This is a genomic window from Streptomyces sp. NPDC096048 (assembly GCF_044763415.1).
Classification (GTDB): domain Bacteria; phylum Actinomycetota; class Actinomycetes; order Streptomycetales; family Streptomycetaceae; genus Streptomyces.
Genome location: NZ_JBIWGG010000006.1, coordinates 239,922 through 253,088 on the forward strand (window position 1 = coordinate 239,922; position 13,167 = coordinate 253,088).

At 73.2% G+C, this 13,167-nt stretch carries 12 protein-coding genes; 6 read left to right on the forward strand and 6 right to left on the reverse strand.

The window, feature by feature from the left end:
* Positions 1–134: 134 nt before the first annotated feature.
* Both ACIQ6R_RS18310 and mscL read left to right on the forward strand, forming a co-directional pair.
* Positions 135–632 (forward strand): hypothetical protein, encoded by a 498-nt coding sequence (locus tag ACIQ6R_RS18310; RefSeq protein WP_404222675.1) that lies wholly within the window; start codon positions 135–137, stop codon positions 630–632.
* Positions 633–809: 177 nt separating this feature from the next.
* Complete coding sequence (mscL, locus tag ACIQ6R_RS18315) at positions 810–1,280, forward strand: large conductance mechanosensitive channel protein MscL (protein ID WP_404175668.1); 471 nt, start codon at positions 810–812, stop codon at positions 1,278–1,280.
* A gap of 52 nt (positions 1,281–1,332) precedes the next feature.
* Here the strand turns inward: mscL and ACIQ6R_RS18320 are convergent, their stop codons facing one another.
* Positions 1,333–1,509: a hypothetical protein gene (locus ACIQ6R_RS18320; protein ID WP_404222430.1), complete on the reverse strand. Its 177-nt coding sequence runs from the start codon at positions 1,507–1,509 to the stop codon at positions 1,333–1,335.
* A 73-nt stretch (positions 1,510–1,582) separates the two neighbouring features.
* Between ACIQ6R_RS18320 and ACIQ6R_RS18325 the strand changes: the two genes are divergently transcribed.
* The 3 genes from ACIQ6R_RS18325 (at position 1,583) to ACIQ6R_RS18335 (ending at position 5,195) form a co-directional block, all read left to right on the forward strand.
* Positions 1,583–2,812: a low temperature requirement protein A gene (locus tag ACIQ6R_RS18325; RefSeq protein WP_404222431.1), complete on the forward strand. Its 1,230-nt coding sequence runs from the start codon at positions 1,583–1,585 to the stop codon at positions 2,810–2,812.
* A 231-nt stretch (positions 2,813–3,043) separates the two neighbouring features.
* Entirely contained in the window at positions 3,044–4,087 is a 1,044-nt protein-coding gene (locus ACIQ6R_RS18330) for a P1 family peptidase (RefSeq protein WP_404222432.1), read from the forward strand.
* 361 nt (positions 4,088–4,448) lie between these two features.
* A complete protein-coding gene (locus ACIQ6R_RS18335) occupies positions 4,449–5,195 on the forward strand; it encodes a DUF6227 family protein (protein ID WP_404222433.1) in 747 nt (248 codons plus the stop codon).
* Positions 5,196–5,421: 226 nt separating this feature from the next.
* On the opposite strand, the gene ACIQ6R_RS18340 is transcribed toward ACIQ6R_RS18335, so the two are convergent.
* The 4 genes from ACIQ6R_RS18340 to ACIQ6R_RS18355 all read right to left on the reverse strand — a co-directional run bounded on the left by ACIQ6R_RS18340 (position 5,422) and on the right by ACIQ6R_RS18355 (position 11,081).
* Positions 5,422–7,503 (reverse strand): fructose-specific PTS transporter subunit EIIC, encoded by a 2,082-nt coding sequence (locus tag ACIQ6R_RS18340; protein ID WP_404222434.1) that lies wholly within the window; start codon positions 7,501–7,503, stop codon positions 5,422–5,424.
* Between the two features lie 124 nt (positions 7,504–7,627).
* Positions 7,628–8,575: a 1-phosphofructokinase gene (pfkB, locus tag ACIQ6R_RS18345; RefSeq protein WP_404222435.1), complete on the reverse strand. Its 948-nt coding sequence runs from the start codon at positions 8,573–8,575 to the stop codon at positions 7,628–7,630.
* Complete coding sequence (locus tag ACIQ6R_RS18350) at positions 8,572–9,333, reverse strand: DeoR/GlpR family DNA-binding transcription regulator (protein ID WP_404175686.1); 762 nt, start codon at positions 9,331–9,333, stop codon at positions 8,572–8,574. Before ACIQ6R_RS18350 ends, pfkB begins: the two co-directional genes overlap by 4 nt.
* A gap of 230 nt (positions 9,334–9,563) precedes the next feature.
* A complete protein-coding gene (locus ACIQ6R_RS18355) occupies positions 9,564–11,081 on the reverse strand; it encodes an MFS transporter (RefSeq protein WP_404222436.1) in 1,518 nt (505 codons plus the stop codon).
* A gap of 62 nt (positions 11,082–11,143) precedes the next feature.
* Here ACIQ6R_RS18355 and ACIQ6R_RS18360 point away from each other — a divergent pair, with 62 nt between their 5' ends.
* Complete coding sequence (locus ACIQ6R_RS18360; protein ID WP_404175692.1) at positions 11,144–12,115, forward strand: helix-turn-helix transcriptional regulator; 972 nt, start codon at positions 11,144–11,146, stop codon at positions 12,113–12,115.
* Between the two features lie 192 nt (positions 12,116–12,307).
* Here ACIQ6R_RS18360 and ACIQ6R_RS18365 read toward each other — a convergent pair whose 3' ends face one another.
* Complete coding sequence (locus ACIQ6R_RS18365; RefSeq protein ID WP_404222437.1) at positions 12,308–13,018, reverse strand: TetR/AcrR family transcriptional regulator; 711 nt, start codon at positions 13,016–13,018, stop codon at positions 12,308–12,310.
* Between the last annotated feature and the right edge of the window lie 149 nt (positions 13,019–13,167).

The following is a 13,167-nucleotide window of genomic DNA, read 5'->3' on the forward strand; positions in this document are numbered from 1 at the left end:
CTCATCGTGGGAGCGCAAGCCGATCCCTCGTCGTCTCCTCGTCACAGGTGGTGGTCACCGTGTCCCGTTCCACCGTTCCCTCCCCGCTACCGCTCCCCCACCCGCTCGGCTCCGACGCGCCGCCCACGTGCGAGGTGCCGCACTTCGCCCCGGTCCGGGTGCGCGGCGGACAGCACCTGCTGCACCGGCTCGTACGCCACCGGCGGCGCGCCGTGGCCGCCGGGCTCGCCGTCACCGCCGCGGCGCTGGTCGTGGCGGGCCCGCACCCGGGCGCCGGCGCACAGGACACCCGACGGGCACGCGGGCACCCGGTGACGGAGCCGGAGAGGGAGAGGGAGGCGGCGGACGGTCGGCACGGCGCGCGACTCGTGACGGCGCCGGTGCGGATCGCCGACGCGGCCACGGTGCGGCTGCTCGGGCCGGGCGACCGGATCGACGTCGTCGCGGCCGGCGACGGCGGCGCGGGTGACGCCTCCGTCATCGCGCGCGGAGCTCTGGTGGCGGAGGTGCCGGAGCCCGTGGACGGGGCAGCGGCCGACGGGGCACTGGTCGTGGTCTCGGTGCCGCGCGCCACCGCTCACCGGCTGGTCGGCGCGAGCGCCCTGTCACGGCTGGCGGTGACGCTGTGCTGAGCCAGTCGAGTCGCCCGTCGAGTCGCCCGTCAAGTCGCTCGTCAAGTCGCTCGTTCGAGGGATCTGATTGGACAGGACGGCCCAGCGCTGACGTAGGTTGCGGAGCGTTTTGTTCCACACCCTGTCCGTGCGAGACCCGTTCGCACGAGACCTGTGCATACGAGGAGAGCCCCCGAGGTGAGCGAGAAGAACGAGCCGAGCGTCTGGCAAGGCTTCAAGGCCTTCCTGATGCGCGGAAACGTCATCGATCTGGCGGTGGCGGTGGTCATCGGCGCCGCCTTCACCAACATCGTCAACTCGGTGGTGAAGGGGGTCATCAACCCCCTGGTCGGAGCGTTCGGCACCAAGAGCCTGGACAGCTACAGCTCCTGCCTCAAGGGCCCCTGCACCGGTACCGGGGACGCCGCCACGGGCGTGCGGATCCTATGGGGTTCGGTGCTGGGCGCCACCCTCACGTTCGTGATCACCGCGGCCGTCGTCTACTTCCTGATGGTCCTGCCCATGGCGAAGTACCTCGCGCGGCAGGAGGCCCGCCGCAAGGCGAAGGAGAGCACGCAGGAGGTCATCGAGGTCTCCGAGCTGGAGGTGCTCAAGGAGATCCGGGACGCGCTGGTCGCGCAGCGCGGTTCCGGTCACGACCGCCCGTAGAACCGCCCACGGCGGGAGAAGGGGTCCGGCGGCGGTCGGGTGCCCGCACGGCTCACAGGTGGTGGGGCGGCTTCTCGTCGAGGAAGCGCTTCAGGTCGGCCGCGCTGTCACCCTCGGGCCGATCGCCCCACCCCCGGTCGGTGTCGTCCGAGGTCTGCTGGTCCAGCGGGTCGTCGAAGACCAGCGCGGGCCTGGGCGCGCGCGGCTCGGGTTCGGGGGCGGTGCTCATGGCTCCAGGGTACGGCCCCTCCGGTGCCCTCCGGGGGCGCGTCCGCGCCGTCTCTGCTGTGCTGGGAGCCATGATGTCCAGCCCTCCCCCGGCGAGCGCGTCCTCCGGCCCGCCCCACGTTCGGCCGCCGGTGCGCCGACTCGCGGCCCGCGGCCGGCACGAGGCGCACCGTGCCGCGACGCCGCTGGAACTCTTCTTCGACCTGTGCTTCGTCGTCGCGGTCGCCCAGGCGGGCGTCCAGCTGGTGCACTCCATCGCCGAGGGCCACGCCGGCCAAGGCGTCCTCGACTACGCGATGGTCTTCTTCGCCATCTGGTGGGCGTGGATGAACTTCACCTGGTTCGCCTCGGCCTACGACAACGACGACGTGCCCTACCGGATCGTCACCCTGGTGCAGATCGCCGGTGTGCTCGTCCTCGCGGCCGGGGTCTCGCGGGCCTTCGAGGACCACGACTGGACCGCCGTCGTCCTCGGCTACGTGATCATGCGGGTGGCCATGTCGGCGCAGTGGCTCAGGGCGGCCCGTTCCGCCGGGCCTCCCGAACGCGCCATGACCCTGGGATACGCCGGGGGCGTGCTGATCTGCCAGGTCGGCTGGCTGGGGCTGCTGTTCCTGCCGGAGGGCGGCCGGGGCTGGCTGTTCCTGGTGATGGTGGTGCTGGAGCTGTGCGTGCCGGCGTTCGCGGAGCGGAAGCATCCGTCGTCTTGGCACCCGCACCACATCGCCGAGCGGTACGGGCTGTTCACGATCATCGTGCTCGGCGAGACCATCGCCGCGGCCACGATCGCGGTAAAGTCGGGCATCGACGAGAACGACGCGCTGGGCGAACTGCTGCCGATCGCGGCCGGCGGGCTGCTGATCGTCTTCGCCGCGTGGTGGATCTACTTCGCGGTGCCCGTCCACGGTCGTCTTCGCACCAGCAGACAGTCGTTCCTGTGGGGCTACGGGCACTATCTGGTGTTCGCCTCGGCGGCTGCGATCGGGGCGGGCCTGGAGGTGGCCGTGGAGCAGGCGGTGGGCAAGGCGCACATCTCGACGCTCGCGGCGTCCGCGGCGGTGACCCTGCCCACGGCGCTGTTCCTGCTCACGGTGTGGGGTCTGCACGCGCGGTACTTCAAGGTGGGCGTCGCCGAGCAGTTGGTGCTGCCGACGGCCGCGCTGCTGGTGGCCTGCTGCACCTTCGCCGGTGACCTGGCGGTGCTCGCTTCGGGCATCGTCCTGGCTCTGGCCGTCGCGACCGGGGTGGCGCTGACCGCGCGGCGGAGTGTGCCGGAGCGGGGCACCGCGGCGTCCGCCGCCTGAAGTCCCGAGGCCCTCCGGTCTCCCCGTAGGCCCCGGCGGATCCCCCTCGGCACCAGGCGGAGCCCCCTCGGCACCCGGCGGAACTCCCCGCAGGCCCCCGGGAGCCCTCAGAGCCGCCTGCTCCCCCAGATGCCGCCTGACGTCCCCCTGGTTCCTCTTGATGCCGCTTGGTGCCTCTTGATGCCGCTGGATGCCGCCGCCAGGCGCCGGTGCCTGGACGAGACTGGCGGCATGACAGTTGACGCATTGACGGACGTGGCCGGTCTGCTGGTGGGGCACGCGACGCGCACCGGCGACGGGTGGCTCACGGGCACGACGGTGGTGCTCGCGCCGGAGGGCGGGGCGGTAGCCGCCGTGGACGTGCGCGGAGGAGGCCCCGGCACCAAGGAGACGGACGCGCTCGATCCGCGCAACCTGGTGCAGAGGGTCCAGGCGGTGGTGCTGACCGGCGGCAGCGCGTACGGGCTCGACGCGGCGTCCGGGGTGATGGCCTGGCTGGAGGAGCGGGGCCGCGGGGTGCGCGTCGGCCCGGACCCCGCGCACGTGGTGCCGGTGGTGCCCGCGGCGTGCGTCTTCGACCTGGGGCGCGGGGGCGACTTCCGGGCCAGGCCGGACGCGGCCACCGGACGGGAGGCGGCCGAGGCGGCCCACGCGAGCGCGCCGGGCGCGGGGGTGGCCGAGGGGTCTGTCGGGGCGGGCACGGGAGCCGTGGTCGGCACGCTGAAGGGCGGTATCGGCACCGCGAGCACCGTGCTGGACTCGGGGATCACGGTGGCGGCGCTGGTGGTGGCCAACGCGGCGGGGTCGGTGACGGATCCGGAAACGGGGGTCCTGTACGGGGAGTTTTTCCGGGGCGGACGGGTGGAGTACCCGGAGCCGGACGTCCACCAGGCGGCGGGGCGGCGTCTCGCCGAGGTCGCGGCGAGCAACGCGCCGCCCCCGCTGAACACCACGCTCGCCGTGGTCGCCACCGACGCGGACCTGTCCAAGGCCCAGGCGCAGAAGCTGGCCGGCACGGCACACGACGGCATCGCGCGTGCCGTGCGGCCGGTGCACCTGCTCAGCGACGGGGACACGGTGTTCACCCTGGCGACCGGGGAGCGTCCCCTCGACGCGGGGCAACCGCTCGCGCTGAACGAGGTGCTGGCGGCGGGTGCGGACATGGTGACGCGCGCGATCGTGCGGGCCGTCCGGGCCGCCGAGCCGGTGGACGGACCGGGCGGGGCGTGGCCGTCGTACGGGGAGCTCTACGGCAGGCCGTCCAGGGCGGGTTGACCGGATCCGGGCGCAGGTCTCCGGACCTCCGGGGCGGGCAGGGTGACTCCCCCGCCAAGTGGTTCTACGACCGTTCGCTCATCGGGGACCTCGTGATGTCAAGGACTCCCCGGACAACACGGTCGCGCCGGACAACGGAGTCAACGGCTGGAACATGACCTGGAGCGAGTGGATCGCCGGAAGCGCCGCCTCATCGGCCTCTGAGCAGCGGATTTTGACGGTTCGTCGGGTCGCGCGGGAACTTTTCGCGCGGCCCGCGCGTTTTTCGGGCGTACGTTTTCTCGGTTCCCGGACATGATGTCCGACCGAGGGGCTACGGTATGCACCCACAAGGTGACATGCAGCAACGCCGGGAGAAACCTTGAGCGTTCCGTACGAGACGGCAGCGTACGAACCACCCGAGTCGCCCGAGTCTCCGGAGGAGCACCTCATGCGACTGCTCGGTCGCGCACTGAACTCGTTCGAGCTGCCCGACGAGACGATACGGCAGCTGGACTGCGCGCTGGCGCACGACGGTTCCCTGCACTCCGCGCACCACAGCGCGGGGCTGCACCGCGAGACGTACCGGCACACCTGGCTGCTCGCCGACGGGTCGGCGGTCACGCTCTGGGAGCTGGTCCACAACACCGCCCCGGGCAGCGAGCCGCAGCACGAGGTGTACGTCGACGAGGAGGAGCTGCGCACCGCCACCGCGCGGCTGGCACTGCCGCCGGACACACCGGACTTCGAGCTGCCGGTGCAGGTGCAGTTGTCCCCGGCCCCCGCCCCGCGGCACGCCTACGTCCCCGACGCCTCGGCGGACCACGCCCGCCGGCTGCTGCGCCGCGCGGAGAACCCGGACCGGCCCGGCGCCGACGTCGCCGCGCGGCTGGCGACGGCGTCCGCGCACCAGATCACCCAGGCGTTCGGCGGCCCCGGCCGCGCGGGCCGCCCCCGGATCGGTTTCTCGCTCTACGAGCACGCGTTCCTGCTGCACGACGGCGCGGAGGTCTCTCTCTGGGAGGTCGAGCACACGGCCACGCCCGACGGGCGGCACATGTGCGAGGTGTACGACAGCGAGGACACCGCCCGCCGTGCGATGGAGCTGCGCGCGGCGCAGGTCTCCTGACAGACCTCTGGCAGATCTCCGGTAGATCTCCGCAGATCTCTGACAGGACCTCCCAGCGGACCTGCCGGCGGGTCTGCCAGCGGGTCTGCCAGCGGACCTGTCGGCAGGTCTGCCGGCAGGCCTCACGGAGGCGCTGGCAGAGGTCTTCCAGGAGCGCGGTACGTACGCCGCCGGGCCGGGTCCCCCGCGGAACCCGGCCCGTGAATCGTCGAACGAAGACCGCCCCTTACGCGGCCACCGGCCGCTTCGCCCCCGGCGTCGTGGCCGACGGGTCCGCGCCGCCGGGACCTTGGGCCACCGCGCCCGGCGTCGGCCTGCGCAGGCCCTTGAGGACGATCACCAGGCCCGTGGTGACGCAGACGCCCGCCGCGATGGCGACCAGGTAGAGCAGCGGGTTGCCGATCAGCGGAACCACGAAGATGCCGCCGTGCGGGGCGCGCAGTGTGGCGCCGAAGGCCATGGACAGAGCTCCGGTGACAGCGCCGCCCACCATCGAGGACGGGATGACCCGCAGCGGGTCGGCCGCCGCGAACGGGATCGCGCCCTCGGAGATGAAGGAGGCGCCCAGGACCCAGGCGGCCTTGCCGTTCTCGCGCTCGGCGGCGTTGAAGAGCCTGCTGCGCACGGTCGTGGCCAGGGCCATCGCGAGCGGCGGGACCATGCCGGCCGCCATGACCGCCGCCATGATCTTCATCGCCGAGTCGCTCGGGTCGGAGACCGCGATGCCGGCAGTGGCGAAGGCGTAGGCGACCTTGTTGACCGGGCCGCCGAGGTCGAAGCACATCATCAGGCCGAGCAGGGCGCCGAGCAGGATCGCGTTGGCACCGGACAGGTCGCTCAGCCAGTCGGTCATCGCCTTCTGCGCGGACGCGATGGGCTTGCCGATCACCACGAACATCAGGAACCCGACGACCGCCGAGGAGATCAGCGGGATCACCACCACGGGCATGATGCCGCGCAGGGCCGCCGGGATGCGTACCCGCTGGATCGCCATCACCACGGCACCGGAGATCAGACCGGCCGCCAGACCGCCCAGGAACCCGGCGTTGATGGTCAGCGCGATCGAACCGCCGACGAAGCCGGGGACCAGGCCCGGCCGGTCGGCCATGCCGTAGGCGATGTAACCGGCCAGCACCGGGACGAGGAAGGCGAAGGCCACGCCGCCGATCTGGAACAGCAGCGCCGCCCAGCTGTCCGCCTGGGACCACACGAAGTGGTCCATCACCGACGGCGCCTTGTTGATCTCGTAGCCGCCGATCGCGAAGCCCAGGGCGATCAGCAGACCGCCCGCGGCGACGAACGGGACCATGTAACTGACGCCGGACATCAGCCAGACGCGCAGCTTCGTCCCGTATCCCTCACCGGACCCGCCGCCGCGCTCGACGGGCGACGCGCCGGAGGAACCGGCGGCACCGGCCGCGCCGGCCGCCGTGACCTCGCCGCGGGCCGCCTTGTCGCGGACCTCGCCGATCAGCTCGCCGGGCCGGTTGATGGCCGCCTTGACGCCGGTGTCGACGGTGGGCTTCCCGGCGAAGCGGTCCTTCTCGCGCACGGGCACGTCGTGGGCGAAGATCACGCCGTCCGCCGCCTCGATGACCGCCGGGTCGAGCCGGGTGAAGCCGGCCGAGCCCTGGGTCTCGACGGCGACCTCGACGCCCGCCTCGCGGCCCGCGTTCTCCAGCGACTCGGCCGCCATGTAGGTGTGCGCGATGCCGGTGGGGCAGGAGGTGACGGCGACGACACGGAAGGGACGCTCGGGTTCGCGGGTCTCCTCGTCGGGGCTGCCCGTGGCGGTCTCGGCGGAGGCCGCCGCCGAGACCGCCACGGAGTCCTCGGCGCCTTCGGCAACGCTCTCGGCACCGGTCGGCTCCTCCCCGCGGATCAGCGCCGCGGCGGCCGACGCGTCGCCCACCGACCGCAGCGCGGCGGTGAACTCGGCGTTCATCAGCTGCCGGGCCAGTGCGGAGAGGATCGTCAGGTGGGCGTCGTCGGCGCCCGCCGGAGCGGCGATCAGGAAGATCAGGTCGGCCGGGCCGTCCGCCGCCCCGAAGTCGACGCCGGCCGCGCTGCGCCCGAAGGCGAGCGTCGGCTCGGTGACATGCTCGCTGCGGCAGTGCGGGATGCCGATACCGCCGTCGAGACCGGTCGGCATCTGCGCCTCACGGGCGGCCACGTCGGCGAGGAAGCCGTCCAGGTCGGTCACCCGGCCCTGGGCCACCATCCGCTCGGCGAGGGCGCGCGCCGCCGCTTCCTTGGTATCGGCGGACAGGTCGAGGTCGACCAGATCCGCGGTGATCATGTCGCTCATCGCGGGCTCCTTAGCTCGCGTATCGCCCGGAACACGGGGTGGTGGGCGGGGGCGGGGACGGGGACGGGGGCACTGCGGTGGGGACGGGGGCCCGGGCCACAGGGGTCCGGGACGGGGTGGGGGTTCATGACGCCGGCTCCTTCAGCGCGCGGTCCACCGGCACCTCCGCCGTGACCGTCACCGCTCCCGGGTCCAGGTCGGCCGGCGTCGGCATCACACTGCCGGGCAGCCGCACGGCGGCGGCGCCGTGCGCGACGGCGGAGGCGAGGGCGCCCGGACCGGCACCGCCGGCGACGAGGAAGCCGGCGAGGGAGGCGTCACCGGCGCCGACGTTGCTGCGTACGGCGTCCACGCGGGCGCTGCCGAACCAGGTGCCCGCGTCGTCCACGAGCAGCTGACCGTCGGCGCCGAGGCTGGCGAGCACCGACCGGGCGCCCAGCTCCCGCAGTTCCTCGGCGGCCTTCACGGCGTCGCCGACGGTGGCCAGGGGCCGCCCGACGGCCTCCGCCAGCTCCTCGGCGTTCGGCTTGACCACGTCGGGCCCCTCGCGCAACGCCTGGAGCAGGGCGGGCCCGGAGGTGTCCAGCGCGATGCGGACACCGGCGGCGTGCGCCCGGGCGACCAGGTCGGCGTACCAGGAGGGAGCGAGTCCGCGGGGCAGGCTGCCGCAGCAGGCGATCCAGTCCGCGCCGGGCGACTGCCGCCGTACGGTCTCCAGGAGCAGTTCCCGCTCGGCCGCCGACAGGTCGGGACCCGGTGCGTTGATCTTCGTCAGGACGCCGTCGGACTCGGCGAGCGCGATGTTGGCCCGGGTGACCCCGGCGATCGGCACCGGCGCGACCTCGATGCCCTGGGCGTCGAGCAGTTCGGTGACGAGGGTGCCGGACGGCCCGCCCAGCGGCAGCACCGCGACGGTGCGCCGGCCGGCCGCCGTCACCGCGCGCGAGACGTTCACGCCCTTGCCGCCCGGGTCCACGCGCTCGCCCGTGGCGCGGACGACCTCGCCGCGGTCGAGGGAGGGGACCTCGTAGGTGCGGTCCAGCGACGGGTTGGGGGTGACGGTGAGGATCATGCGCGTACTACTTCCGTGCCGGCGCGCTCGATGGCGGTGGCGTCTTCGGGGCTCATCCCGCTGTCGGTGATCAGCAGGTCCACGTCGCTCAGGGCGCCGAAGCGGGCGAAGTGCTCCTGGCCGTGCTTGGAGGAGTCGGCGACCAGCACCACGCGGCGGGCGGCGGCGATGGCGGCCCGCTTGACGGCGGCCTCGGCGAGGTCGGGGGTGGTCAGACCGTGCTCCACGGAGAAGCCGTTGGCCGCCACCACCAGCACGTCGGCGCGGATCTCGCCGTACGCGCGCAGCGCCCAGGCGTCCACGGCGGCGCGCGTACGGTGCCGCACGCGCCCTCCGACCAGGTGGAGTTGGATGCCGGGGTGGTCGGCGAGGCGGGCCGCGATGGGCAGGCTGTGGGTGACGACGGTCAGCGCGGTCTCCGGCGGGAGCGCGGCGGCCATGCGGGCCACGGTCGAACCGGCGTCGAGGATCATCGTGCCCTCGGTCGGCAGTTCCGCCAGGGCCGCCTTGGCGATCCGGTCCTTCTCGTCGGCGGCCGTCGACTCGCGCTCGGCGAGGTCCGGTTCGAAGTCCAGCCGCCCGGCGGGGATCGCGCCGCCGTGCACCCGGCGGAGCAGACCGGCGCGGTCGAGCGCCTTCAGGTCGCGGCGGATGGTCTCCGCCGTCACCTGGAACTCCTCGGCCAGCGACACCACGTCCACCCGGCCGCCGTCCCGGGCGAGCCGGAGGATCTCCTGCTGCCGCTCCGGTGCGTACATGACCGTTCGCCTCCGACCTGTGCCCGAACCTGTGGTTTCACTCGGAGATTACGCCCGGTATTCCAGAATGTAAACCGAAAACCGGAAGCGCTCGGACCCAAACAGACATGAACGGGCATCATGAAAGAAGGGGGCGGGCCCAGCACCGAAGTACCGGACCCGCCCTTCCGTCGCCGCCGCTCCGTCCCCGCCCTCACGTCGTCCCCTCAAGCACGCCGCGATCAGCGCGATCAGACCAGCGCGGGCTTCTTCTCCTCCGCCCGTTCCTCCTCCTGGGCCCCCTCCACGTGCTGGGCCGGCCGCCTGGGCAGCGCGAACATCAGCAGGAAGATGACGCCCATCACCCCGGCGACCCAGCCCAGCGCGTTCTGGAAGCCGTCCGCGTACTCCGGGCCGATGCGGGACGGGGCCAGGTGGTCGCTCATCGTGCCGAAGAAGACCACCGAGACCAGCCCCAGCCCCAGCGCGTTGCCCATCTGCTGCACGGTGTTGATGAGCCCGGACGCCGCTCCGGCGTGCTCACGGGGCACCTGGGACAGCACCGCGTCCGTCAGCGGCGCGACGATCAGCCCCATGCCGACACCCATCACGACGAGCGGCAGCGCCATCTGCCAGGACGTGATGCCGAGCCCGTACCGCTCCGACTCCCAGATGTAGAGCAGTACTCCGGCCGCCATCACCAGCGCGCCCGCCTGGAGCACCTTGCGCCCGAAGCGCGGGACCAGCTTCTGCACCGACACCCCGGCCGCCACGGAGACGGCGATCGAGAACGGCACGCCGGTCAGCCCGGCCCGCAGCGGGGTCCAGCCGAGCCCCTCCTGCATGTACAGCGTCCACACCAGGAAGAAGATGCCGAGCGCGACCCCGAAGACGGTCTGCACGGCGATGCCCGCCGCGAAGCTCTTCACCTTGAACAGGGACAGCTCGACCAGCGGCGAACCGTCCCGCGCGGTCTTCCGCCTCTCGTACGCCACCAGCACCGCGAGGACGACGACCGAGCCGGCCATCGACAGGTACCCCCACAGCGGCCAGTCCAGCTCGCGGCCCCGGGTGAGCGGGTAGACCAGCATCAGCAGACCGAGGGTGACCAGGCCGACCCCGACCAGGTCCAGCTTGAGGGCGCGCGGCGCCTTGGACTCCGTGATGAAGCGGCTGCCGAGGACGAGTCCCGCGATGCCGACCGGCAGGTTGATGAGGAAGATGGGCCGCCACTCGAGCCCGAAGAGGTTCCACTCGGTGAGCAGGGCGCCCAGCAGGGGACCGGAGACGGCCCCCAGTCCGACGATCGCGCCGAACAGCCCGAACACCTTGCCGCGTTCGTGCGCCGGGAAGGTGGCGTGCACGATCGACAGGACCTGCGGCACCATCAGCGCCGCCATGGCGCCCTGGAGGATGCGGGAGGCGACCAGCATCTCCGGGCTCACGGCGAGGCCGCACAGCGCGGACGCGACGGTGAAGCCGCCGATGCCGACGAGGAACACCCGCTTGCGTCCGTGGATGTCGCCGAGCCGCCCGCCGGTGATCAGGCCGGCGGCGAAGGCGAGGGCGTAACCGGCGGTGATCCACTGGATCTGGCTGAAGGAGGCGCCCTCGTCCTGCCGGATCGACGGGATCGCGATGTTCACGATGGTGACGTCGACCAGGTCCATGAACGCCGCGGTCATCACGATCGCGAGGGCGAACCAGCGACGTCGGTCGCCCGCGACGGGCTGGGCGGGTGCGGGCCCTGGGGTGTGCGTTGAGGTCATGGAGGAAAGCTATGGTCCCAATAGGACAGGTCGCGTCCTAGATGTGCGGCATCCTCGAACGCATGACGACGGACACTCCGGCCCGGCTCCTGACGCTCCTCTCCCTCCTCCAGACGCCCCGCGAATGGCCCGGCGGCGAGCTCGCCGACCGGCTCGGGGTCTCCCGCCGCACGGTCCGGCGGGACATCGACCGGCTGCGCGAGCTGGGCTATCCCGTGCAGGCGACCATGGGTTCCGACGGCGGCTACCGGCTGGTGGCCGGCAAGGCGATGCCGCCGCTCGTCCTCGACGACGAGGAGGCGGTGGCCATCGCGGTCGGGCTGCGGGCCGGCGCCGGTCACGCGGTCGAGGGCGTGGACGAGGCGTCGGTACGGGCGCTGGCCAAGCTGGAGCAGGTACTGCCGGGGCGGCTGCGTCACCGCGTCGCCACCCTCCAGGCCGCGACGACGCCGCTGACCAGCGGGGACGGTCCGAGCATCGCGCCTGAGACGCTGACCGTCATGGCGTCGACGGTGGCCGGGCGGGAGCGGCTGCGGTTCGCCTACCGCGCGGGGGACGGCGTCGAGTCGCGGCGCGTGACGGAGCCGTACCGGCTGGTGTCGACGGGTCGCCGCTGGTACCTGGTCGCCTACGACCTCGACCGGGACGACTGGCGGACCTTCCGGGTCGACCGGGTGAGCGAACCGTTCGCCACGGGTGCGCGGTTCGCTCCGCGGGAGTTGCCGACGGGGAGCGCGGCGGAGTACCTGCGGCGCTCGATGCAGCGGCGAGGCGACTCGTACGAGATCGTGGTCGCCTTCGACGCGCCGGCCGAGGTCGTCGCGGCACGGCTGCCGCAGTGGCTCGGAACACCGGAGCCGACGGACGGCGGCGCGTCGTGCGTCCTGCGGGCGACCGTGTCCGACGCGGTGGAGTGGATGGCGGTACGTCTCGCGATGCTGGGAGTGGACTTCCGGGTGCGGGAGCCGGCGGAACTGGTGGAGTGCGTACGGGGGTTGGGGGAGAGGTTGGTGAGGGCGGCAGCGGATCAGTGACCGATTCCCGCCGAGCTCGGCGCCACCACGCCCGGCGCGCCGCCAACCTCCGATCCGCCCCGCTCCGAACCCGCCAAGCTCCGCCCCCCCCATGCTCCGGCTCCGCCAAGCTCCGACCCCGCCACGCCCCGGCGCCGCCACGCCCCCGTACCGCCGAAGGACGGCACCGAAGCGCGCCCGTTCGCGCGTCGGCTACCCCGTGGGGCCGCCCTCCCAAGCGACCTCCCGCAGTACCCGGAGATTCCGCAACGCCAGCTCCAGTGGGCCCCCGGTCCTCACGCCGTCGGACGAGGGGTCCTCCGCGCAGACCGCCCAGTGCTCCACCGCCACGCGCACCGCCGCACTCGCCGCAGCTGCCGCGAAGTGCAGCTCGGGAGAGGCCCGCAGCCGCGCGGCAACGTTGTCGTCCCCCTGCGCCGTCCGCACCGCCAGCACCTCCACGAGCCCCCGCTCCGCCGTCTGGCAGACCTCCGCCCATACCTTCCGCAGCGCCGGGCTGGTCTCGGCCAGGCGGATGAGCGTGCGGGCCCACTGCCAGGAGGACGCCGACACCCCGGCGCCCGGCGTCAGCGTGTGCCGTACGGCGTACTCCAGGGCCTCGGGCGGGGACAGTTCGGCCGGGGCCTCGCGCACCGCCTGCGCCCAGCGTTCGGCGCCGAGGGCGTAGAGCGGGGCGACGGCCTCCTCCTTCGTCGCGAAGTAGCGGTAGAAGGTGCGCGGGGCGATCCCTGCGGCCCGGGCGATGTCCTCGGCCCTGGTGGCCCGCAGGCCCTGGCCGACGAAGAGACGGGCCGCCGCGCGGGCGATCTCCATCCGGGTCTCGGCCTTGCGCCGCTCGGTCAGGGACACGGGTGCCGGGCCGGGCGCGGGGGCCGCCGACGATGGTGGGGTGGTGCTGCTCACTTCGGCAGGCTATGCCGCTGTGGCAGAATCTGCCATTCGGCGGGCCACCCCGGGGTTCAGGTTCGGGGTGCCCCGCCTCCCGGACGGGAGGAGCCGGGCTGCGGCGCCCCGGGGGGAGAGGCGCCGAGCCCGGCTCGGGAGAGTCCCGG